The organism is Stenotrophomonas sp. CCNWLW57 (assembly GCF_037203925.1).
Classification (GTDB): Bacteria; Pseudomonadota; Gammaproteobacteria; order Xanthomonadales; family Xanthomonadaceae; genus Stenotrophomonas; species Stenotrophomonas rhizophila_A.
Genome location: NZ_JBBCBJ010000007.1, coordinates 216,435 through 237,348, shown reverse-complemented (window position 1 = coordinate 237,348; position 20,914 = coordinate 216,435). Strand labels below are relative to the sequence as shown.

General features: G+C 67.6%; 22 protein-coding genes. 5 read left to right on the top strand and 17 right to left on the bottom strand.

Going from position 1 to position 20,914, the window contains the following annotated elements:
• Positions 1–333: 333 nt before the first annotated feature.
• The 9 genes from V9K91_RS17280 to V9K91_RS17240 form a co-directional block, all read right to left on the bottom strand.
• A complete protein-coding gene (locus V9K91_RS17280; RefSeq protein WP_336443577.1) occupies positions 334–828 on the bottom strand; it encodes a dihydrofolate reductase in 495 nt (164 codons plus the stop codon).
• Complete coding sequence (locus V9K91_RS17275; RefSeq protein WP_336443576.1) at positions 825–1,385, bottom strand: hypothetical protein; 561 nt, start codon at positions 1,383–1,385, stop codon at positions 825–827. The genes V9K91_RS17280 and V9K91_RS17275 overlap by 4 nt, the downstream gene beginning before the upstream one ends.
• Entirely contained in the window at positions 1,382–2,176 is a 795-nt protein-coding gene (locus V9K91_RS17270) for a thymidylate synthase (protein ID WP_093532936.1), read from the bottom strand. Before V9K91_RS17270 ends, V9K91_RS17275 begins: the two co-directional genes overlap by 4 nt.
• Positions 2,173–3,069 carry a prolipoprotein diacylglyceryl transferase gene (gene lgt / locus V9K91_RS17265; protein WP_068849318.1) on the bottom strand — a complete coding sequence of 299 codons (897 nt, stop codon included), beginning with the start codon at positions 3,067–3,069 and terminating at the stop codon, positions 2,173–2,175. Before lgt ends, V9K91_RS17270 begins: the two co-directional genes overlap by 4 nt.
• Before the next feature lie 51 nt (positions 3,070–3,120).
• A complete protein-coding gene (locus V9K91_RS17260; protein ID WP_217537033.1) occupies positions 3,121–3,609 on the bottom strand; it encodes a TPM domain-containing protein in 489 nt (162 codons plus the stop codon).
• Positions 3,609–4,490 carry a TPM domain-containing protein gene (locus tag V9K91_RS17255; RefSeq protein WP_068854549.1) on the bottom strand — a complete coding sequence of 294 codons (882 nt, stop codon included), beginning with the start codon at positions 4,488–4,490 and terminating at the stop codon, positions 3,609–3,611. Before V9K91_RS17255 ends, V9K91_RS17260 begins: the two co-directional genes overlap by 1 nt.
• Positions 4,491–4,508: 18 nt before the next feature.
• Positions 4,509–5,150 (bottom strand): LemA family protein, encoded by a 642-nt coding sequence (locus V9K91_RS17250; protein WP_068854548.1) that lies wholly within the window; start codon positions 5,148–5,150, stop codon positions 4,509–4,511.
• A 147-nt stretch (positions 5,151–5,297) separates the two neighbouring features.
• A complete protein-coding gene (locus tag V9K91_RS17245; protein ID WP_068849314.1) occupies positions 5,298–6,047 on the bottom strand; it encodes a TerC family protein in 750 nt (249 codons plus the stop codon).
• Between the two features lie 39 nt (positions 6,048–6,086).
• Positions 6,087–6,467: a diacylglycerol kinase gene (locus tag V9K91_RS17240; RefSeq protein ID WP_093532940.1), complete on the bottom strand. Its 381-nt coding sequence runs from the start codon at positions 6,465–6,467 to the stop codon at positions 6,087–6,089.
• 189 nt (positions 6,468–6,656) lie between these two features.
• On the opposite strand from V9K91_RS17240, the gene V9K91_RS17235 reads away from it, so the two are divergent.
• Entirely contained in the window at positions 6,657–7,385 is a 729-nt protein-coding gene (locus tag V9K91_RS17235) for an SGNH/GDSL hydrolase family protein (protein ID WP_210131998.1), read from the top strand.
• Between the two features lie 249 nt (positions 7,386–7,634).
• Here the strand turns inward: V9K91_RS17235 and V9K91_RS17230 are convergent, their stop codons facing one another.
• The 3 genes from V9K91_RS17230 to V9K91_RS17220 form a co-directional block, all read right to left on the bottom strand.
• Positions 7,635–8,906: a HAMP domain-containing sensor histidine kinase gene (locus V9K91_RS17230; RefSeq protein WP_336443575.1), complete on the bottom strand. Its 1,272-nt coding sequence runs from the start codon at positions 8,904–8,906 to the stop codon at positions 7,635–7,637.
• Between the two features lie 148 nt (positions 8,907–9,054).
• On the bottom strand, positions 9,055–9,768 hold the full coding sequence (locus V9K91_RS17225) for a response regulator transcription factor (protein ID WP_019182442.1): 714 nt from the start codon (positions 9,766–9,768) through the stop codon (positions 9,055–9,057).
• A 73-nt stretch (positions 9,769–9,841) separates the two neighbouring features.
• Positions 9,842–10,507, bottom strand: a complete 666-nt coding sequence (locus V9K91_RS17220; RefSeq protein ID WP_068849306.1) for an arylesterase — start codon at positions 10,505–10,507, stop codon at positions 9,842–9,844.
• Positions 10,508–10,627: 120 nt separating this feature from the next.
• Between V9K91_RS17220 and V9K91_RS17215 the strand changes: the two genes are divergently transcribed.
• The 3 genes from V9K91_RS17215 to V9K91_RS17205 all read left to right on the top strand — a co-directional run bounded on the left by V9K91_RS17215 (position 10,628) and on the right by V9K91_RS17205 (position 14,133).
• Entirely contained in the window at positions 10,628–11,227 is a 600-nt protein-coding gene (locus V9K91_RS17215) for an ATP-binding cassette domain-containing protein (RefSeq protein WP_093536045.1), read from the top strand.
• Positions 11,224–13,707, top strand: coding sequence for an FtsX-like permease family protein (locus tag V9K91_RS17210; protein ID WP_249833773.1), 2,484 nt, complete (start codon positions 11,224–11,226; stop codon positions 13,705–13,707). The genes V9K91_RS17215 and V9K91_RS17210 overlap by 4 nt, the downstream gene beginning before the upstream one ends.
• Positions 13,708–13,779: 72 nt before the next feature.
• Positions 13,780–14,133: a DMT family protein gene (locus V9K91_RS17205; RefSeq protein WP_336443584.1), complete on the top strand. Its 354-nt coding sequence runs from the start codon at positions 13,780–13,782 to the stop codon at positions 14,131–14,133.
• A gap of 3 nt (positions 14,134–14,136) precedes the next feature.
• On the opposite strand, the gene V9K91_RS17200 is transcribed toward V9K91_RS17205, so the two are convergent.
• The 5 genes from V9K91_RS17200 to V9K91_RS17180 form a co-directional block, all read right to left on the bottom strand.
• On the bottom strand, positions 14,137–15,066 hold the full coding sequence (locus V9K91_RS17200) for a DUF6607 family protein (RefSeq protein ID WP_336443574.1): 930 nt from the start codon (positions 15,064–15,066) through the stop codon (positions 14,137–14,139).
• Positions 15,067–15,080: 14 nt separating this feature from the next.
• The gene (locus V9K91_RS17195) at positions 15,081–15,650 is read right to left on the bottom strand and encodes a Hemin transport protein (protein ID WP_184124791.1); all 570 of its coding nucleotides are present in this window, start codon (positions 15,648–15,650) and stop codon (positions 15,081–15,083) included.
• A 5-nt stretch (positions 15,651–15,655) separates the two neighbouring features.
• The gene (locus tag V9K91_RS17190) at positions 15,656–17,827 is read right to left on the bottom strand and encodes a TonB-dependent hemoglobin/transferrin/lactoferrin family receptor (RefSeq protein ID WP_336443583.1); all 2,172 of its coding nucleotides are present in this window, start codon (positions 17,825–17,827) and stop codon (positions 15,656–15,658) included.
• A gap of 197 nt (positions 17,828–18,024) precedes the next feature.
• Complete coding sequence (locus V9K91_RS17185; RefSeq protein ID WP_068849295.1) at positions 18,025–18,222, bottom strand: hemin uptake protein HemP; 198 nt, start codon at positions 18,220–18,222, stop codon at positions 18,025–18,027.
• 206 nt (positions 18,223–18,428) lie between these two features.
• Positions 18,429–19,403 carry an aldo/keto reductase gene (locus tag V9K91_RS17180; protein WP_336443573.1) on the bottom strand — a complete coding sequence of 325 codons (975 nt, stop codon included), beginning with the start codon at positions 19,401–19,403 and terminating at the stop codon, positions 18,429–18,431.
• 203 nt (positions 19,404–19,606) lie between these two features.
• On the opposite strand from V9K91_RS17180, the gene V9K91_RS17175 reads away from it, so the two are divergent.
• A complete protein-coding gene (locus V9K91_RS17175; RefSeq protein ID WP_068849291.1) occupies positions 19,607–20,905 on the top strand; it encodes a nucleoside transporter C-terminal domain-containing protein in 1,299 nt (432 codons plus the stop codon).
• Positions 20,906–20,914 lie beyond the last annotated feature (9 nt).

Genomic DNA, 20,914 nt, shown 5'->3' with positions numbered 1-20,914 from the left:
TACCCCCGCCCCCGCCGACCCATTGACGGTTGGTTGGTGGCCTGGGGAAATCAACGGCGGATTCGATCATTTCCATGCGTTACCGCGCGTTGATCTGTTCACGGCAGTCGTTTGGGAACCGACCCTACGTGCATCGCGCGCTTCGCTTTTCTGTGGTCACCTTCCAACTGTCAAAGGCTGGCGGCGGTGGGTTTGCGGGAGCGTAGAGCGCCATGGATGGCGCGAACGAGCCCCCATGGATGGGTTCACGGCGTCTCCCGCAAACCCACCGGCGCCAGCCAAGCCAGAGACCCTCGCAGGCGAAGGCTGTTGCTGTTGCTGTTGCTGCTGGCTTTACGCCTTCCGCGCGTAATCCACGAAATCGAACGCAAATGCATGTCGCGCATCAGCGACATGATGCTCGCGCGCTGTTTCTACCCACAATTGCGGGTCGACCGGCGGGAAATGGGTGTCGGCCTGGACGCGGGTATCTACCCAGGTCAGGTGCAGGTCGGTGGCCTGCGCCATGGCGAGGCGGTAGATCTCGCCGCCGCCGATCACGCACAGTTCGTCTGCGCCGGCAGCGGCCGCGAACTGCAGGGCTTCGTCGATGGTGGCCACCGCCTGCATGCCCTCGAACGGTACCTGGCCCGAGCGGGTCAGGACCAGGTTCGGGCGGCCCGGCAGCGCGCGGCCCAGCGACTGCGCGGTCTTGCGGCCCATCAGGATCGGCTTGCCGATCGTCAGCGCCTTGAATCGCTTGAGGTCGTCCGGCAGCTGCCAGGGCAGCTGGTTGGCATGGCCGATGCCGTGGTCGTGGTCGAGTGCCGCAACAAGAGACAGCTTCACGTACCGGCCTCCGGTTCCATCCGCGCCGCGTCGCAGTGTTGCTGCGCGCTGTTCACTTCGGCCAGTGCCTTCTGCAGGCCCGGGTCGGCGTCCATCATGCTGTCGGCCGCTTGGGTGAGCCGGGCCATGTGCGCGTCCTGCGCCGCCTGCAGGCCGGGGGCCGACATCACCTCGGCGTTCAGCACGCCGAGCTCCTCGTCCCCGCTTCGGTCCAGGAAGGCCTGCAGCTGCTGCGCCGACCAGGCACTGCCGAGCAGTTGCTCGAAGCCGCGCTGGTAGGCAGGGTCGTTGAATGTTTCCTGCATGAAGCGCACCAGCGCGGTCGACATGCTGGCCACCGCCGCGCGCGTTGCCGGCTCGCATGCGGCCGGCAGATCGCCGGGCAGGAACCCCGCACCCAACCCGTCCGCCATCATCGCAACATTGTTGTTGACCTGGCGCAGCACGATCTGCGCATTGACCTGTGCTGCCAGGTTCCCGGGGGAATCGGCTGCGGCCTGTGCCAGTACCGGCAACAGCAACAGCATCAGCAGGGCGACCCGAAGCGCCCGCTTCATACCGCCACCGGCGCCTTGATCGCCGGGTGCGGGTGGTAGCCGTCGATGCGGATGTCATCGAACTGGAAGCCGAACAGATCGGTCACGTCCGGATTCAGCCACAGCGTGGGCAGCGCGCGCGGTTCGCGCGCGAGCTGCTCGCGGGCCTGTTCGTAATGATTGGAATACAGGTGCGCGTCGCCCAGCGTGTGCACGAAATCGCCCACGCCCAGCCCGGTGGCCTGCGCCACCATGTGGGTCAGCAGTGCGTAGCTGGCGATATTGAACGGCACGCCCAGGAAGATGTCGCCACTGCGCTGGTACAGCTGGCAGCTCAGTTTGCCGTCCACCACGTAGAACTGGAACAGGTTGTGGCAGGGCATCAACGCCATCTGCGAGAGCTCACCCACGTTCCAGGCGCTGACCACCAGCCGGCGCGAATCCGGGTTGCGCTTGATCTCGTCCACCAGCCACTGCATCTGGTCGATGCTGCCGCCGTCGGCGGTGGCCCAGCTGCGCCACTGCTTGCCGTAGACCGGGCCGAGGTCGCCGTTCTCGTCGGCCCACTCGTCCCAGATCCGCACCTGGTTGTCCTTCAGGTAGCCGATGTTGGTGTCGCCCTTCAGGAACCACAGCAGCTCGTGGATGATCGAGCGCAGGTGCAGTTTCTTGGTGGTGACCAACGGGAAACCGTCGTTGAGGTTGAAGCGCATCTGCCAGCCGAACACGCTGCGCGTGCCGGTGCCGGTGCGGTCCGATTTTTCCGTGCCGTGTTCGAGCACATGCTCGAGCAGGTCCAGGTAGGCTTTCATGCCTTGCTCCCAGCCGTGGCGGGGGTGACCGGCAGCACCGGCTGCAGCACCGGCGCGCGGCGCGACAGGGCCAGCAGCACCAGGCCCAGCACCACCAGCGGCAGGCTCAGCAGCTGGCCGCGTGTGAACCAGTCAAAGGCCAGGTACACGCCGTTGTCGGGCATGCGCACGAATTCCACCGCGAAGCGGAACACGCCATACATCAGCGCGAACAGGCCCGAGACCAGGTAACGGTGGCGCGGCGTGGCCGACACCGCCCACAGCACCACGAACATCACCAGCCCTTCCAGCAGCGCTTCGTACAACTGCGAGGGGTGACGGGCGAACTGATTGAGTGCGCCGGTGGCGAACTGCTCGCGCAGCGCCGGCATGTCCAGCTGGTTCAGCGGTGACGGCAGGCCGGAGGGAAACACCACGCCCCAGGTGCCGTCGGTGTACTTGCCCCACAGCTCGGCGCCGATGAAGTTGCCGATGCGGCCGAAGCCAAGGCCCAGCGGTACCAGCGGCGCCATGAAGTCGATGGTGTCGCCCAGGTGCAGGCGGTGCTTGCGCGACCAGTACCACGAGGCGAACAACACGCCCAGCAGGCCGCCGTGGAAGCTCATGCCGCCATCCCACACCTTGAACAGCAGCAGCGGGTTGTGCAGGAAATCGCCCAGCGCGTAGAACAGCATGTACCCCACGCGGCCACCCACCACCACGCCGAGCATGGCGTAGAACAGCAGGTCGGAGAAGCCGTTGGCATCCACGCCCGGCAGCCGCCCCGCCGCGATGCGCCGCCGCCCCAGCCACCAGGCCGCGGTGAAGCCGAGCAGGTACATGATGCCGTACCAGTGCACCTTGACCGGCCCAAGCGAGATGGCGATGGGGTCGATGTCGTGGAGATAGATCATGGGCAATGCCTTGCAGGTAAGCGGCTATTCTCGGGCCAGCGCCGCCGTACCTCAACCAAGGAACTGCGGGGTATTGGGCAGGGCGTCATCCTTGGACCCGCTGCCGGGTGGATAGTGCCCCGCCAGTATGTCCGATACCTCGGCAATGGCCAGCAGCACCGCGTCCTGCAGGGCGCCCTCGCGCAACTGCTGCTGCATGTGCGCACACACCGCCTGCCACTGCGCTTCGCCCACCCTGCCGCGCAGGCCGCGGTCGGCTACCAGCTCGATGGCGTGGTCGGCCAGCAGCAGGTAGACCAGCACGCCGTTGTTGTTCTCGGTATCCCAGGTGCGCAGCTGCGCAAAGGCATGCTCGGCCCGCTGCCGGGGCGTAACGCCCTGCCACAGCGCGGTCATGGGCAGATCCGCTTCCACCGCGAACATGACCTGGCCGCCGTGGCGGCGCTCGCCGCCGGCAATGGCATCCGTGATGGCCTGCAGCGCGTCCGGCGGGAAGGTCCGCTGCAGCGAAGGTGCGAACAGATGGCGCCAGATGCGCATCACCATCCTCCCGAGGCGCCACCGCCTCCGGATCGTCCACCCCCACCGCCCCAGCCGCCACCGCCACCGCCGAAGCCGCCGCCTCCACCACCCCAGCCTCCCCCGCCGCCAAAGCCACCGCCGCCCCAGCCGCTGTTGCGGGCGAAGCGGCCGACCCGGCCGGAGGAGAAGCCCACGAACAGGCCGATCAGCCCGGCCAGGCCACTGGCCAGCCACAGCGAAGTGAACAGGAAGGCAGCCACCGCTGCGCCGCCACCGCCCAGCAGCGCGCGCACCGGGCGCGGCAGCCAGCCCAGCAGGGCGCGGGCGAAGGTGCCCACGAAGAAGCCGATCACCAGTGCCAGCGTGAAGCCATCGCCGCCACTGCCACGGGGTTCACGGTGGGCACTCACCGGCGCCGGCAGTTCCTCACCGTCGATCAGCTTCACCAATGCGGCGCTGCCGTCGACCAGCCCGCCGGCGTAGTCGCCGCTGCGGAAGCGCGGGGCCAGGTATTCCTGGATAACCCGGTTGGCGATGGCATCGGGAATGGCGCCTTCCAGCCCGTAGCCGGGCTCGATCCGCACCCGGCGGTCATCCTTGGCCACCACCAGCAGCACGCCATCGTCCACGCCGCTGCGGCCGATCTTCCACTGCTCGAACACCCGCTGGGTGTACTGCTCGATGGTTTCCGGCTGGGTGCTGGGCACCATCAGGATCTGCAGCTGGCTGCCCTTGCGCTGCTGCAACGCCAGCGCCTGGGCCTCCAGCGCCTGTTTCTGCGCGGCATCCAGGGTGCCGGTAGTGTCCACTACCGGCGAGGTCATCGGCGGAATCGCCGCGTCAGCCTGCGCCCAGGCCGGCACGGCCAGGCACAGGCACAGCAGCAACCAAGCGCGCAGTAGCGGGGTGTTCACCGGTTACTGGGCCGGTGCCGGAGCCTGCTGCGGCGGCGGCGCGGGCGCCGGGGCCGCTGGCTGCGCACCGAACTTCACCGCAGGCGGCTGCGAGATCTGCGCTTCATTTTCCACCGTGAAGTTCGGCTTTTCCTTGTAGCCGAACAGCTTGGCGGTGATCAGCTGCGGGAACGAGCGGACGTAGGTGTTGTAGTCCTGCACCTGCTGGATGTAGCGGCCGCGCGCCACGGTGATCCGGTTTTCGGTGCCTTCCAGCTGCGCCTGCAGATCGCGGAAGCCCTGGTCGGATTTCAGGTTCGGGTAGTTCTCGGTCACCACCAGCAGCCGCGACAGCGCGCCACTGAGCTCGCCCTGGGCCTGCTGGAACTGCTTGAGCGACTCGGCGTCGTCGGCATTCACGTTGACCTGGCCCACCCGCGCGCGGGCATTGGTCACGTCGGTGAGCACCTGGCGCTCCTGGTTGGCATAGCCTTCCACGGTCTGCACCAGGTTGGGGATCAGATCGGCGCGGCGCTTGTACTGGTTAAGCACCTCGGCCCAGCCGGCCTTGACCTGCTCATCCTTCTGCTGGATCGAGTTATAGCCACAACCTGACAACAGGCTGGCCAGCAGGGCCAGCAGGATCAGTCGGGGAGAAATACGCATGGCCGGCTCCGGATCGGGGTGGACGCGGCCGGAGGATGGCATGAATAGGGGTTAATTCCCCGTTAGGGTGTCCGGGGGTGACGACCAACGGTCGTCACCTGCCGGGTGGGTCCGCGCACCCATTGCCGGTGGATCCGCAGGCCGGTTTCACCAATTGCCGGCGCCCGGCACGTGGTGGGCCACGGCGCGGCGGCGCATCAGCAGGTTCAGCCACTCCACCAGTACCGAGAAGCCCATGGCGGCATAGATGTAGGGCTTGGGCACGTGCACGTCCAGGCCGTCCAGGATCAGCACCGCACCGATCAGCAGGATGAAGGCCAGGGCCAGCATCTTCACGGTCGGGTTGGCGTCGATGAAGCGGCCCAGCGGGTTGGCCGCCAGCAGCATGACCGCCACCGACAGCAGGATCGCCGCGACCATCACCGGCACGTGGTCGGCGATGCCGACGGCGGTGATCACCGAATCGAGCGAGAACACGATGTCGATGATGGCGATCTGCGCGATCACCATGCCGAACACGGCCGAGGCCTTGGTGGTGGTGGGATCTTCGTCTTCGCCGCCGGTGATCAGCTCGCGGATTTCCATGCCGCCCTTGATGATCAGGAACAGGCCGCCGAGGATCAGCACCAGGTCGCGGATGGAGATGCCCATGCCGGCCACGGTAAACAGATTGGCCTGCATGTGCGCCAGGTAGGCCAGCGACACCAGCAGCAGGATGCGGGTGATGCACGCCACCGCGATGCCCAGCTTGCGCGCGAACGGACGACGCGATTCCGGCAGCTTGCTCACGGCAATGGAAATGAACACCAGGTTGTCGATGCCGAGCACGATTTCCAGCGCGCTCAGGGTCAGCAGGGTCAACCAGACGTTCGGGTCGGACAGCAGTTCAAGCAACATGGACCTGGATCCTTACTAAGGGGAAGAACGGGGGGCGCGTCAGAGCACGCGCGGCGCCAGGACCAGGCCCCAGCACAGCAGAACATTCATCATCAGCACGAACACCGCCGCCGAGCCCATGTCCTTGGCGCGGCCGGCCAGCTCATGGAATTCGGCGCCGTAGCGCTCGATCACCGCTTCAATCGCCGAATTGGCCAGCTCCATGGCCAGTACCAGCAGCATCGAACCGATCATCAGCGCGCGCTCGACCGGGGTCTGCCCCAGCCACAGCGCCAGCGGTGCCAGCACGACCAGCAGGTAGACCTCCAGCCGGAACGACGACTCGTGCAGCCAGGCCGCCCGCAGGCCCTGCCAGGACCACACCGCCGCCTTGAAGATGCGCCTGGGACCGCGCGGCATGTGCCCGGTTTCATCAGCCACGCGGGGACACCCCACGGCGGGAAACAAGGCAGGACGGCAGGTGCGGGGCACGACAAGGGGTCATGGGCAGCGCGGGGAGCGGTGGACAATCCGCCATTTTGCCACAAGGGTGGCGGCGCTACCCGGCCGTGCCGGGCGTTGGCCGGCCCACCGGGCCTAGAATGACCCTACGCATCAAAGGAGTCGTTCATGTCCCAGCGTTTCACCCGCCCCCTGCTGCTCGCCCTGGCGCTGACCGCCAGCCTGCCCGCTTTGGCCCTCAAGCCCGCCCCGGTGCCGGCGCCGCCGCAGGTGCCCGAGCAGGTCTCCAACGTGGCCTGGGCCGGCGACATGGCCGCCTTCGCCAAGGCCGACGCCGCCAGCCCGCCCCCGCGCGGCGGCGTCGAGTTCATCGGCAGTTCCTCGATCCGGATGTGGGACACCCTGGCGGCCGACTTCCCCGGCCAGGACGTCTTCAACCGCGGCTTCGGCGGCTCCGAAGTGCGCGACAGCACCTGGTACGCCGACCAGATCGTGATTCCGTACGCGCCCTGCAAAGTCTTCTTCTACGCCGGCGACAACGACCTCAACAGCGGCCGCACGCCGACCCAGGTCCGCGACGACGTGGTGGCGTTCGTGCAGCGCGTGCACCGCGACCTGCCGAAGACCACCGTCGAGGTCATCTCGATCAAGCCCAGCCCGTCGCGCGCGCAGCTGCTGCCCGCGGTGGTGGAAGCGAACGGATTGATCCAGCAGGCGCTGGCGAAGCTGCCGAACACCGGCTACACCGACATCTACACCCCGATGCTGGGCGAGGACGGGCAGCCACGCGCGGCGTTGTTCCGCGAAGACATGCTGCATATGAAGCCGGAGGGGTATGCGATCTGGCGGAAGGCATTGGCAAGCAAGGTGCAGTGTGGTGCAACGGTAAAGCGGTAACAGCGCACGTTGTTTTGAGGTCATGCGTTAAAGGGCCGATCAGCAGAGTCGGCAGTCGTTTGGGAACCGACCCTACCGCGCTCGCACACCATCGAGGGGAGTGGCGGGGGTGGGTTTGCGGGGGTGTGAGCCGCATGGATGCGGCGACCAAGCCCCCAAGGATGGGTTCACGGCGCCCCCCGCGGGCCCACCCCCGCCGCTCACCTGCACGCGGGCAATGGAAACGCCGTTGCTCTGCGCTTTTACGCGTCAGCGATAGATGATCGTGGCCTGGGTGCCGACCCCGGGTTCGCTGGTCAGGGCGATCTTCCAGCCGAAGCGGTCGCACAGGCGGCGCACGATCGACAGGCCCAGGCCGGTGCCCTGCGGGCGGCTGGGTTCGGCGCGGTAGAACGGCTCGAACGCGCGCGACAGCGCTTCGGCCGACATGCCGATGCCGGTGTCGCGCACCACCACCCGGTCGTCCAGCACGTCCACGTCGATACGGCCTTCGTCGGTGTAGCTGCAGGCGTTGCGCAGCAGGTTGCTGACCACCACCTGCAGTACCCGCGGTGGCGCGTGCAGGTGCACCGGTGCCTCGCTGTGCAGGTGGATCTCCACCGGCCGGCCCGCGATCAGCTCGCGCGCGTTGTCCACTTCGTAGCGCACGATCTCGTTGACGTCGAACAGTTCGATCTGCGGCTCCACGTCCGCCTCGCGTGCCAGGATCAGGAACGCATCGATCACCGCCTCCATGTCGCGCCCCGCGCGCTGGATGCGGTGCAGGCCGCGGCGCAGCCGCGGCGTCATGTCCTGGTCGCCCAGCGCCATGTCGCTGGCCACCCGGATCACGGTCAGCGGCGTGCGCAGTTCATGGCTCGCATCGCGGGTGAAGTTGCGTTCGCGTGCCACGTGCGCGGTGACCCGCGTGGCCAGCGAATGCAGGGCCGCCGCCAGCTGCCGCGTTTCGCCCTGCATGTCCGCCGGCAGCTTGTCCGGTGCCAGGTCCGACGCCTCCGGATGGCCCGGGTTCCAGCGCGACACCCGCCGCGCCAGCCAGTTCACCGGCGAGACCAATCGCTTCGACGCCCGGTAGGTGATCCACGACGCGCCATACACCGCCAGCAGCGTCAACAGCACCGGCACGATGCCGAACCAGAACGCCAGCATCTCCGCGCGCGAACGCAGGAACACCAGGTACAGCTGCCCTTCCGGGCGCTGATCGACCAGCACCAGCTGGTCGTCGGCCTTCAACTCGTGGAAGCCCGGCGCCAGCGTGCGCAGGTTGGGCGGCAGGCTCAGCGCCGATTGCCCGGCCTCCAGCAGGTAACCGCGGATGTTGCGCGTGTTCGGCGGCGGCTGCGCGGGCGAGGCCGCGTGCAGGTCCCAGAAATATGTCGCTTCTTCCTGCAGCGCGCTGCTGACCAGGCTGTGCTTGATCACCAGCGCGACCAGCCACGCGCCCAGCAGGATGCCCAGGCTGGCCAGTACGGCCTGCAGGATGAAGACAATGCGGATCTTGCGCGGCAGACCGTGCGGCATTACGAAGTCCAGGTCGAGTCGCCGCGATTATAGGAAAGCGCGCCGTTATTCCATCGTGCAAGCAACGGCGATGCCCCGGCAAGTGCCGGGGCATCGTGTACATCGGGGCCGCAAGCCCCCACCATCGTGCGCCCTGCGCTGTGGCGCATCAGCTCATCGGCTGGGCGATATCGGCAATACGGTAGCCGGCGCTCTGCACGGTGTGCAGCAGCGGACGGTCGAACGGCTTGTCGATGATCTTGCGCAGGTTGTACAGATGGCTGCGCAGCGTGTCCGAATCCGGCAGCCCGTTGCCCCAGATCTCGCGCTCGATTTCCTGGCGGGTCACCACGCGCGGCGATTCGCGCATCAGGATGGTGAGCAGGCGCAGGCCGATGGGCGACAGCTGCAGCTCGGTGCCCGCACGCGTGGCGCGCATGCTGACCGGGTCCAGCACCAGGTCGGCGACCTTGAGCACTTCCGATCCTACCTGGCGGCGTTCGCGCCGGATCAGCGCGCGCAGGCGGGCTTCCAGCTCCTGGATCGCAAACGGCTTGGTCAGGTAATCGTCGGCGCCGAAGCCCAGGCCGGTGAGCTTGTCGTCGAGCGTATCGCGCGCGGTCAACATCAGCACCGGCGTCGACTTGCGCGCATCGTTGCGCAGCCGGCGGCAGACTTCGATGCCGTCCAGACGCGGCAGCATCAGGTCCAGCACCACCACGTCGTAACTGTTTTCAGCCGCCAGACGATAACCGTCCAGCCCGTCCTGGGCGTAGTCCACTTCGAACCCGCGGCCTTCCAGGTATTCCCCGATCATCTCGGAGATATTGCGGTTGTCTTCGACCACCAGCACCAGGCCGGAGGTTTCCTTTGTCTGACGCATGGGAGTCCCTCTTTCTTCAGCTTTGTGAAACATGCCGGATCGTCGGTGGAGGCGATGTGAAGCCGCTCACGGATCAGTTCGGCGGCTCATTCAACAGGGGTTTGAGCAGCGGCCAGACGTTGTCCAGCACCTTCGGCTGGGCCTTGGCGGTGGGGTGCAGCCCGTCGCCCTGCATCAGCCCGGGCTGCAGGGCCACACCCTCCAGCAGGAACGGCAGCAGCGCCACCTTGTACTGGCTGGCCAGGCCCGCATACACCTGGCGCAGGCGGTCGCGATAGGCCGGGCCGTAGTTGGGTGGTACATCGATGCCCAGCAGCAGCACCTTGGCGCCGGCCTTCTGGCTGGCCACGATCATCTTTTCCAGGTTGCCGCGCAGCTGCGCCGGGCTCAGCCCGCGCAGCGCGTCATTGCCGCCCAGTTCGATCACCACCACCGACGGCCGATGCTTCTCCAGCAGGGCCGGCAGCCGGGTCAGTGCGCCGGCCGTGGTTTCGCCGCTGATGCTGGCATTGATGACCGTCGGCGGCGGCGTGATCTGCTGGCTAACCCGCTGCTGAAGCAGGTTCACCCAGCCCGATGCGGCCGGGATATTGTGGGCGGCACTGAGGCTGTCGCCGACCACCAGCACCGCGTGCCGGGTATTGGCACCTTTGGCACATGCCAGCGCAGGCAGCAGCAGCAACCCTGCCAGCAGCAAGAACACCTGGGCCGCCCGGCCCGCCCATTTTGCTCGGTACATTGGAGAATCCTCATCGACAGCCTGTCCCCCCGCAGCGCGCCCGTCGCCATCGCCGCCCACAACGTGGGCAAGTCCGCACGTGGCCCGGAGGGTGAAGTCCACATACTGGACAACATTGACATGACCGTCCATGAAGGCGAGAGCGTCGCCATCGTCGGCGCGTCCGGTTCGGGCAAGACCACCCTGCTCGGGCTGCTGGCCGGACTCGACCTGCCCAGCCGCGGCGACATCGCCCTGGCCGGGGCCACGCTCGGCGCGCTGGATGAGGAAGCCCGTGCGCAGCTGCGCGCGCGCGAGGTCGGCTTCGTGTTCCAGAGCTTCCACCTGCTGCCGGCGCTGACCGCTGAAGAAAACATCGCGTTGCCGCTGGAACTGGCCGGGCGCGAGGATGCGGCGCGGGTGCGCGAGGTGCTGGCGCAGGTCGGGCTGACCCACCGCGCCCGCCATTACCCGCGCCAGCTGTCCGGTGGCGAGCAGCAGCGCGTGGCGCTGGCGCGTGCGTTCGTGGCACGGCCGCGCATCCTGTTTGCCGATGAGCCCACCGGCAGCCTGGACCAGGCCACCGGGCAGCAGATCAGCGACCTGCTGTTCGCGCTCAACGCCACCAGCGATACCACGCTGGTGCTGGTGACCCATGACCTGCGCCTGGCCCAGCGCTGCGAGCGCATCTACCGGCTCGACGGCGGCCGCCTGGTCGATGCCGCCGGAATCACCGCATGAACGTGCTGCGCCATGCCGGGCGTGCGCTGCGCCGGGAATTCCTCGCCGGCGACCTGCTGACCGTGTTCGCCGCGCTGGTGCTGGGCGTGGCGGTGATGACGGCGGTGGGCACGCTGGTCAACCGGGTCACGTTGGCGCTGACCAGCAGCGCGGCGGAAATGCTCGGTGGCGACCTCGGGCTGGGCGGCCGCGAGGACGTGCCACAGGCCTTCGCCGACGAGGCGCGCGCGCGTGGGCTGGCCAGCACGCGCATGGTCAGCTTTCCCAGCGTGCTGTTCCATGGCGATGAAAGCCAGATGGCCAACATCAAGGCGGTCAGCGACGGTTATCCGCTGCGCGGCGAATTGCGGGTCAGCCGCGCCCCGGGCGGCGCCGGCGAAGTGGCCGGTACCCCGGCGGCAGGCGAGGCCTATGCCGACCCGCGCCTGATGCAGGCGCTGGGGCTGAAGGTGGGCGACGCCCTCGAATTCGGCGCCGGCACGCTCACCGTGACCCGCGTGCTGCAGGCCGAGCCGGATACCTCCGGCGAGCTGATGCAGCTGTCGCCGCCGCTGCTGGTCAACCGCATCGACGTCGACCGTGCGGGCCTGCTCGGCCCGGGCAGCCGCGCCTCGTACCGGATGATGTTTGCCGGCAGCGCCGGGGCCATTGCCGATTTCCGCGGCTGGCTGCAGCCGCGCGCCAAGGGCCTGCGCATCGTCGGCATTGCCGATGCCCAGCGTGGCGTGCGCGGCGCGTTCGACCTGGCCGGCCGCTTCCTGTCGCTGGCCGCGCTGCTGGCGGTGCTGCTGGCGGGCGTGGCCACCGCGCTGGCCGCCAACCGCTTCGCGCTGCGCCGGATCGACCAGGTGGCGGTGCTGCGCTGCCTGGGCGCGCGCAATCGCGACATCCTCACCGCCATGGCGCTGCAGCTGGTGCTGCTGGCCATCCCGGCCTGCCTGGTCGGGATCGGGCTGGGCATGGCCGCGCAGGCCGGGCTGGTGCAGGCGCTGGGCGGGTTGATTCCGGGCCGGCTGCCGTTGCCGCAGGCCACCCCGGCGCTGAGCGGGGCGGGGATCGGGTTGGTGCTGCTGCTGGGTTTCGGCCTGCCGCCGCTGTTGCGGCTGCGCAAGGTGCCGCCGATGCGCGTACTCAACCGCAGCTTCGCTACCCTGCCGCCCAGTTCCCTGCTGGTGTATGCCGCTGCGCTGGCGGCCACCGTGGCGCTCACCGTGCAGGCCACCGGCGACGTGCGGCTGGCCGCCTGGGTGCTGGGCGGGCTGGCCGCGCTGGCGTTGCTGGCAGGTGCGGCAGGGGCCACCCTGCTGTGGCTGCTGCGCGGGCTGCAGCCGCGCCTGCGCGGGCGCTGGAAGCTGGGCCTTGCCGCCCTGACCCGCCGCCGCGGGCTGGCGGTGATGCAGCTGGTGGGACTCTCGCTGTCGCTGTGCGCCCTGTTGCTGCTGTCGGTGATCGGCCCGGGGCTGTTGGCGCAGTGGCGCGACCGCCTGCCCAGCGATACCCCGAACTATTTCCTCATGAACATCCAGCCCGAACAGCGCCAGGCGGTGCTGGCCGCGCTGGATGCCCTGGGCGTGGATTCGCCCGGGATCGAGCCGTTCAGCACCGGCCGGCTGCTGGCCGTCAACGACAGGCCACCGCAGCGGCAGGAACGCGAGGACAACAACAACGACGATGACGATGCCAACCGCCCGGTCAACTTCTCCTGGCGGCATGATTTCCCGCCGGCCAATACCCTGTTGAGCGGCAGGTATTGGGCTGCAGGCAGTACCGCTGCCGAAGCTTCGATCGAACAGGGCTGGGCCGAACGCTACGGGATGAAGCTGGGCGACACGGTCACCCTGCAGATGGGCGAGCAGGAACGGCGCTTCACCGTGACCAGCATCCGCAAGGCCGACTGGGACTCGTTCCGGGTCAATTTCTTCCTGCTGCTCAATGAAGGGGCGGTGGGCGATGCGCCGTACAACCTGATCACCGCCTTCCACCTGCCGCGCGAACAGGCCCCGGCACTGGCCGGGCTGACCCGCCAGTACCCGAACATCTCACTGCTGGATATCGACAGCATCCTGCAGCGGGTGCGCGAGGTGGTGGACCGGGTCAGCCAGGCAGTGCAACTGGTGATGGGCTTCAGCCTGCTGGCTGGGGTGCTGGTATTGCTGGCCGCGCTGCAGGCCACCGCCGGTGAACGCCGTTACGACAGCGCGGTGCTGCGCACGCTGGGCGCCACCCGCACCCAGCTGCGCGGCGCGGTGCTGGTGGAATTCGGCGCGCTGGGGTTGCTGTCCTCGCTGCTGGCGGTGGGCACGGCGGCACTGCTGGGCAGCGTCGTGGCCCGCCAGGTATTCGAACTGCAGCTCAGCCCGCCGTGGGGCCCGCTGCTGGCCGGCGGCGCACTGGGCGTGGCGCTGAGCATGCTGGCCGGCTGGTGGGGCACGCGGCGGATCCTGCATACCCCGCCGGCGCTGGCCCTTCGCGAGGCGTGAACGCGATTGATGACACCGGCAGGGGGCGGCGCTAGGTATGCTGCCCGCCCCTGCCCCCTGAGAATGCCCGCGATGCCCGGCACGTCGTTCACCGCTTACCTGTACCCCGTGTTGCTGCTGCTGGGCAGCAACATCTTCATGACCTTCGCCTGGTACGGCCACCTCAAGTACAAGAGCGCGCCACTGATGGTGGTGATCCTGGTCAGCTGGGGCATCGCCTTCTTCGAGTACTGCCTGCAGGTGCCCGGCAACCGGCTGGGCAGCGCGGTGTACTCGGCCCCTCAGCTGAAGGGCATGCAGGAAGTGATCACGCTGGTGGTGTTCGCGGTCTTCTCCGCGTTCTACCTGGACCAGCCGTTGAAGTGGAACCATTACGCCGCGTTCGGGTTGATCGTGGTGGCCGCGTTCCTGATGTTCAAAGAGTGAGCGTCATTCGGGCGCTTTTTCCACCCACTGCCTGAACACCGCGTCGATCTGCGCGTCCTTGACCTGCTTGCCGTCCTGCAGGTCCTGCGCCTGGGTGAACAGCGGAATGATCATCGCCATGCCATCCAGCTTGGTCTTCAGGTGTACGCCCGGCGCCTGGCCGAGGAAACCGTCCCAGCGTGCGCGCACCTTGGCCCAGTAGTCCGCCGTTGCGGCCCAGTAGTCGTAGGCCGGTTTGAAATCGACCTCGGTGGTGCGGTCGTAATCGTTGAAGCCGAACTCACGGGCGATCTCCTGCTGGCTGCCGTCGGCGCCGCGCAGGATCTTGGTGTTGAACTGTTCGTGGGTCCAGCCGTTGGGGGTGAGCGTGTGCCGGTTGACCACCGCCAGCGCGTTGTAATCGCTGCGGCGGGTGTACTCGCGCCGCGGCAGTGGCCGCCAGCTGAGGTCACTGGTCCAGGTGGCCACGCCGTTGCGGTAGTCCCAGCGGCCGGTGCCGCAGTAGCGCGGGGCATCGCTGACTTCATACACGCACTGGGTCCACGCGCCGGCGTTCACCACCGGATCGATCGCACGCACCTGCCAGGTCTGGTCGGCGCTGAACTCGAACCGGTTCGGCGCCTCGTACACCCAGTCCTGCCGCCAATGCTTGGTCACGTGGCCGCTCTTGCCGTCCACCAGCAGGTGCTGGAGCACGATCCGCTTCGGGCTGTCCTCGACCACGATCACCACTTCGTTGCCGCCGCTGCGCACGGCCGGCGCGCGCTCATAACCGGGCTTGAGCAGCACGGTTTCATCGAAGGCGAAATCGACGATGTACTCGCCCTTCATGGCCAGGATGCTGGCGTGGTCGCGCTGCAGGTCGGAGGGCTGGGCGTGGGCGATGCCGCTGGCGGCAAGCAGCAGCCACGCGCTGGCTGTCTGGAATGTCATCGACGAAGGTCCCTTCAGGAAGGTCGGGTGGAAGAAAGATGGACAAGCGGTACGACGTTGGACGCATCGACCCACAGCTCGCCGTCGGCGCCCTCGACCCGCGCGATGCGCCGCGCGGCGGTGGCGCCCAGCACCGACAGCGAGGCCACGCTGGCGGCCAGTGCCTGGCCGTTGCGCGCGTGCAGGCGCAGCGCGCACATGCGCCAGGGCTCACCGCCCAGGCGCGTGGCCAGCCGGCGCCACAGGCGCTCGGCCACGCCGCCCTCATTGGCCGGCTCCGGGCGCGCCGGGAACGCCGATACCAGGCGGTCCCAGGCCAGGAAATCGCTGTCGGGCAGCAGGTACAGCCGCCAGCAACAGCGCCCGCGCGCATCGGAGAAGCACAGGCTTTCGCGGATGCCTTCGCTGTCCATGCCCTGGCAGGCATGGGCGGAAACGGCATGTTTCCAGCCGCCCAGCTCGCTGCTTTCGGGGCGGTACAGACACAGCACCGTGCCCAGTGCCGCCAGCTGTTCCGGGGATGGCAGCTGGCCAGGGCGCAGGTACCGGTCTGGGGTTCGCAGTGCGGAAAGGGCTCGGCTCATGATGGCTACCAGCTCACGGCAAGGCTGGCCGAGACGTTCCGGCCAGGGTTGGTGTAACGGTCGATCACCGTGCTGCTGGAGGCCAGCGCGGAAGTGATCGCGGAGTAATCGATGTAGGTGCGGTCGCCGAGGTTGAACACGCCGACGTTGATCTTGGCGCCCGGGGCGAAGTCCCAGTGCGCCACCAGGTCCAGCACCCCGTAGCCGGCCGGGCGGAACGCGGTGGCGCTGGCCATGCGGTCCTTGCGCCTGGCAAACGTGCCCAGCAGCTCCACGCCCCACGCATCGCGGTCGAAGGCGACGCCGAGCGTGCCGCGCAGCGGATCGATCGATTCCAGCGGCACGTCTTCGGTCTTGTCCTGCCCGCGCGACCACGCTACCGCGCCGTTCAACGACCAGCCGGCCAGCGCGGTGCTGAGTTCGCCGAACTCGACCCCCGCCTTCAGTTCAGCACCGTAGATTTCCGCGTCGGCGATGTTCTGCGACTGGAATACGATCAGGCCCTGCGGGTTGATGCCAACCTGGCGCTGCGACTCGATGAAGTCCTTGTAGTCGTTGTAGTAGCCACTCAGGCTGACGTACGCGGCCTTGCTGACATAGCGCAGGCCCAGTTCCAGGCCATCACTGGTTTCAGGCTTGAGGTCGGGGTTGGGAATGGCGGTGTAACCGAACATCACGTTGGTGAAGCCCAGGTTGACATCGTTGTACGGCGGCGAGCGGAAGCCGTGCGAGTAGCCGGCGAACAGCGACCAGTCATCGGCGAAGCGCCACACCATGCCCAGCTTCGGCGACACGCTGGTCTTGGTCAGGTCCGAGACCGGCATGCCCGGGTTGTCGGCGGCGAAGATCGGGTCCACGTCCGGGCGCAGTTCGTAGTGGTCCACGCGCACGCCCGGCACCAGCGAGAAGCGGCCATCGGCGAAGCGCATTTCGTCCTGTACGTACAGGCCGAGCTCGGTGGTTCTGCTGATGGGGAAATCGCGCACGGGGAACGCATCGGGCAGGATCGTGGTGCTGGTCTGGCCGTTGGCCAGGACCTGGTAGCCGTCGCGCTTCTGCCTCGTTTCGGTCCAGGTGCCATCGAAGCCATAGGTCAGCGCGTGCTCGACCGCGCCGGTCTGCAGCGCCTTGTGGAAGACTGCCTGCAGGCCGTACACGCGCTGGTCGAAGTTGAATTCACGGTGGCGCGTGCTGAGGTTGGCGCGCTGCTCATCGGTGCGCTGGGTGGTTTCGCTGTCCTGCCGGTACAGCTGCCAGGACAGGCTGTCGGCGAAGCCGGCGGCCAGGTTGTCCATCTCGTGCGCGAACGACACCCGCGCGCGGGTCTGGTGGTCGCGGGCCTGCATGCCGGTGGTGGTGGTGTGGTCGATGGCCGACAGCACGTCGGTGTCCACGCTGTCTTCGTTGCCTTCCACCGTCAGCCGGAAGCGCTGGTCTTCGCTCGGCGCATAGACCAGCTTGCCGAGCACGCTGCGGCCATCGCGGTCCTGCGGGTTGGCGGCGGTGCGGGTGCGGTCGCTGCTGCGCACATCGCCCATGCTTTCGGTTTCCTGGCCTTGGCGATGGTTGACGTTCACCATGCCGCTCCAATGGTCGCCGCCAAAGGCGGTGGTGGCGCTGCCCAGCAGACCGTTCCATTCGCCGTCATAGCCGAATTTCAGGCCGACGTAGCTGTTCCTGCCGTCCTTCAGGTAATCGGCCGGGTCCTTGGTGACGAAGGCCACCACTCCGCCCAGTGCATCGGACCCATACAGCGCGCTGGCCGGGCCGCGCACGATCTCGACGCGCTTGAGCGTTTCCAGGTCGGTGAAGTTGCGGTTGGCGTCGGAGAAGCTGCCGATGCTGAAGGCCTTGGGCATGGCGATGCCGTCGGTCTGGATCAGTACGCGGTTGCCATCCAGCCCGCGGATGCGGAACCCGCCCAGGCCGAAGCGGGCCGGGCTGCTGGTCACCGAGATGCCCGGCTCGTAGCGGACCAGGTCCTTGATGCTGCGCACAAGGTGGTCATCCAGCTGCTCGCGGTCGATCACATCAACGGTGGCGGCCACATCGCTGAGCGCGCGTTCGGTGCGGGTAGCGGTGACCTGCACGCGGTCGAAGTCGCGCGCGTCGGCACCGACACCGGCATCGGGGGTGGCAGGGGCAGCAGCGTGGGCGGCGGCCATGGGCAGCGCCAGCCACAAGGCAAGGCTCAGGGCGGTAGGACGGGTCATGTGGGTGGGCAGGGTTGGCTGGACGCGGAAGGAGACCCCCGACAGGCGCCAGGGACCAAGCGGTCGCAGGCGACGTGCCGAGGGGGAGAGAGCAGTGAAGGGGAGTTCGCGCGGACCCTGCGCGGTGGCAGGGACCGCCTGGAGCCGGCCAGCGGCCGGCGCTACTTGGTCAAAATGAGCTTGTCGTTGCTGGTGTGGCGCAGACGATAGAAGCGGTCGCCGTGCTGGATCAGGATTTCGCGGCGACCCTTGAGCAGGGCCTCGCTGTCGATCACTTCTTCGGCCGGAACGGCGCGGACCGGGCGGTCGCGCAGGGTCAGCGTTTCGGGGCGCAGCAGTACAGCGGCTTGAGTGTTCATTGTCTGGACTCGTGCGAGGGACGAGTTAGATGATAATGATTCTCAGTTCACAATCAACAACCATTCTCATGTTGATTGATGAAATTAATGATCGATTTTTGGAAATCGATTGATGCTGCCTATCGGCAGGGCCCTTCCCTGCTTGGCTGTACGTGGGCATCAGGCACCTCGGAGCCACGCAGGGCGTGGCTCTACCGGCCGTCAGGTCAGGGCGCGAAGACCGCCTCCACCCTGCTCCAGTCCGCTTCGGCCACCTGCTCCAGCACCTCGAGGGCGCCCAGGTTCTGTTCCAGCTGGCTGACCCGGCTGGCGCCGAGGATCACGCTGGACACGTTCGGGTTGCGCAGGCACCAGGCGATGGCCAGCTGCGCCGGCGACTGGCCCAGCTCGGCAGCCAGCGCGCTGTAGGCGCGCACCTTGTCCAGCCGGCCCTCGGCCGAATCGCCCAGCACCAGCTTGCGGAGCCAGCCCATCTCGGCCTGGCCCAGCCGCGAGTCCGGATCGAACCCGCTGTTGTACTTGCCGCTCAGCAGCCCCGAGGCCAGCGGCGAGAAGATCGTGGTGCCCAGCCCCGGGTCGGCGTACAGCGGCGCGTACTCGCGCTCGACCCGTTCGCGGTGCAGCAGATTGTACTGCGGCTGCTCCATCGTCGGCAGGTGCAGGTGATGGCGGCGCGCCACGTCCACTGCTTCCTGGATCTGCGCGGCCGACCACTCCGACGTACCCCAGTAAAGCACCTTGCCCTGCCGGATCAGCGTGTCCATGGCCAGAACAGTCTCGGCGATCGGCGTGTCCGGATCCGGCCGGTGGCAGTAATACAGGTCCAGGTAGTCCACCCGCAGGCGCTTGAGCGCGGCGTGGCAGGCATCGGTCACGTGCTTGCGCGAGAGGCCGTGCTGGGTCGGCCGGGGCTCGTCCACCGCGCCGAAGAACACCTTGCTGGACACGCACACCCCATCGCGGGGCAGGCGCAGGTCGGCAATCACGTCGCCCATCACCTGCTCGGCGCGGCCGCGCGCATAGCCCTCGGCGTTGTCGAAGAAGTTGATCCCGTGGTCCCAGGCACAGGCAACCAGGTTGCGGGCCTCGTCACGGCTGATCTGGTCGCCGAAGGTGACCCAGGCCCCGAAGGACAAGGCCGACAGCTTCAGCCCGGACGAGCCCAGGCGGCGGTAATGCATGCGTTTTCTCCTGCTGGATGGCTGCGCCAGGACACCGGGGCGCGGCCGGAATGAGTCGCATCAGTGTATCGCCCGGCGGGCCCGAACCCCTGTGGATACTTGCCCGATCGCGGCCGATCGGCCCCCGCACGCTGCTTTTCCTTGCCCCGCCCCTGCCGCTGCTCTAGGCTTCCCGTTTTTCGCGGCGCCCTAGGGGAAGTCTGATGGTCGAAGGTTTGGGCAGGATTGGCTTCGGCCTGTTCGGGTTGGCAGTGCTGATCGGCATCGCCTGGCTGTTCTCGAACAACAAGCGTTCCGTCGACTGGCGGCTGGTGATCACCGGTATCACCCTGCAGATCGCCTTCGCCGCGGTGGTGCTGCTGATGCCCGGTGGGCGCGAAGCGTTCTCGCTGCTCGGCGACGGCTTCGTCAAGGTGCTCAGCTTCGTCAACGAAGGCTCGCGCTTCATCTTCGGCAGCCTGATGGACACCAACCAGTTCGGCTTCATCTTCGCCTTCCAGGTGCTGCCGACGATCATCTTCTTCTCTGCGCTGATGGGGGTCATGTACCACCTCAACGTGATGCAGCTGATCGTGCGCGGCATGGCCTGGGCGATCACCAAGGTGATGCGCGTGTCCGGCGCCGAAACCACCAGCGTCTGCGCCAGCGTGTTCATCGGCCAGACCGAAGCGCCGCTGACCGTGCGCCCGTACATCGCCAAGATGACCCAGTCCGAGCTGATCACCATGATGATCGGCGGCATGGCGCACATCGCCGGCGGCGTGCTGGCCGCCTACGTGGGCATGCTCGGCGGCAACGACCCGGTGCAGCAGGCCTTCTACGCCAAGCACCTGCTGGCCGCCAGCATCATGGCCGCCCCGGCCACCCTGGTGGTGGCCAAGCTGCTGGTGCCCGAAACCGGCACCCCGCTGACCCGTGGCACCGTCAAGATGGAAGTGGAGAAGACCTCCAGCAACATCATCGACGCCGCCGCCGCAGGCGCCGGCGACGGCCTCAAGCTGGCCCTGAACATCGGCGCCATGCTGCTTGCCTTCATCGCCCTGATCGCCCTGCTCAACGCCCCGCTGACCTGGTTCGGCGAAATCACCGGCCTGCAGGCCATGATCGGCCGCCCGACCGACCTGTCGACCATCTTCGGCTACCTGCTGGCCCCGATCGCCTGGGTGATCGGCACCCCGTGGGCCGATGCCACCACCGTCGGCTCGCTGATCGGCCAGAAAGTGGTCATCAACGAGTTCGTCGCCTATTCCAAGCTCTCCGAAATCGTCAACGGCCAGGTCCCCGGCGTGTCGCTGTCGGCTGAAGGCCGCCTGATCGCCACCTACGCCCTGTGCGGTTTCGCCAATTTCAGCTCGATCGCCATCCAGATCGGTGGTATTGGTGGGCTGGCACCGGAGCGCCGCCACGACCTGGCCAAGTTCGGCCTGCGGGCCGTGCTGGGCGGTACCATTGCCACCTTCATGACGGCGACCATCGCCGGCGTGCTGACGCATTTCAGCTGATATCCGTTC

Coding starts and splice junctions, on each gene's coding strand:
- V9K91_RS17175 (WP_068849291.1), top strand. CDS start 19,607: ATGGTCGAAGGTTTGGGCAGGATTGGCTTCGGCCTGTTCGGGTTGGCA.
- V9K91_RS17210 (WP_249833773.1), top strand. CDS start 11,224: ATGAACGTGCTGCGCCATGCCGGGCGTGCGCTGCGCCGGGAATTCCTC.
- V9K91_RS17270 (WP_093532936.1), bottom strand. CDS start 2,176: ATGAAAGCCTACCTGGACCTGCTCGAGCATGTGCTCGAACACGGCACG.
- V9K91_RS17245 (WP_068849314.1), bottom strand. CDS start 6,047: ATGTTGCTTGAACTGCTGTCCGACCCGAACGTCTGGTTGACCCTGCTG.
- V9K91_RS17220 (WP_068849306.1), bottom strand. CDS start 10,507: ATGTACCGAGCAAAATGGGCGGGCCGGGCGGCCCAGGTGTTCTTGCTG.
- V9K91_RS17215 (WP_093536045.1), top strand. CDS start 10,628: ATGACCGTCCATGAAGGCGAGAGCGTCGCCATCGTCGGCGCGTCCGGT.
- V9K91_RS17230 (WP_336443575.1), bottom strand. CDS start 8,906: ATGCCGCACGGTCTGCCGCGCAAGATCCGCATTGTCTTCATCCTGCAG.
- V9K91_RS17205 (WP_336443584.1), top strand. CDS start 13,780: ATGCCCGGCACGTCGTTCACCGCTTACCTGTACCCCGTGTTGCTGCTG.
- V9K91_RS17275 (WP_336443576.1), bottom strand. CDS start 1,385: ATGAAGCGGGCGCTTCGGGTCGCCCTGCTGATGCTGTTGCTGTTGCCG.
- V9K91_RS17225 (WP_019182442.1), bottom strand. CDS start 9,768: ATGCGTCAGACAAAGGAAACCTCCGGCCTGGTGCTGGTGGTCGAAGAC.
- V9K91_RS17250 (WP_068854548.1), bottom strand. CDS start 5,150: ATGCGTATTTCTCCCCGACTGATCCTGCTGGCCCTGCTGGCCAGCCTG.
- V9K91_RS17185 (WP_068849295.1), bottom strand. CDS start 18,222: ATGAACACTCAAGCCGCTGTACTGCTGCGCCCCGAAACGCTGACCCTG.
- V9K91_RS17180 (WP_336443573.1), bottom strand. CDS start 19,403: ATGCATTACCGCCGCCTGGGCTCGTCCGGGCTGAAGCTGTCGGCCTTG.
- V9K91_RS17195 (WP_184124791.1), bottom strand. CDS start 15,650: ATGAGCCGAGCCCTTTCCGCACTGCGAACCCCAGACCGGTACCTGCGC.
- V9K91_RS17260 (WP_217537033.1), bottom strand. CDS start 3,609: ATGCGCATCTGGCGCCATCTGTTCGCACCTTCGCTGCAGCGGACCTTC.
- lgt (WP_068849318.1), bottom strand. CDS start 3,069: ATGATCTATCTCCACGACATCGACCCCATCGCCATCTCGCTTGGGCCG.
- V9K91_RS17200 (WP_336443574.1), bottom strand. CDS start 15,066: ATGACATTCCAGACAGCCAGCGCGTGGCTGCTGCTTGCCGCCAGCGGC.
- V9K91_RS17235 (WP_210131998.1), top strand. CDS start 6,657: ATGTCCCAGCGTTTCACCCGCCCCCTGCTGCTCGCCCTGGCGCTGACC.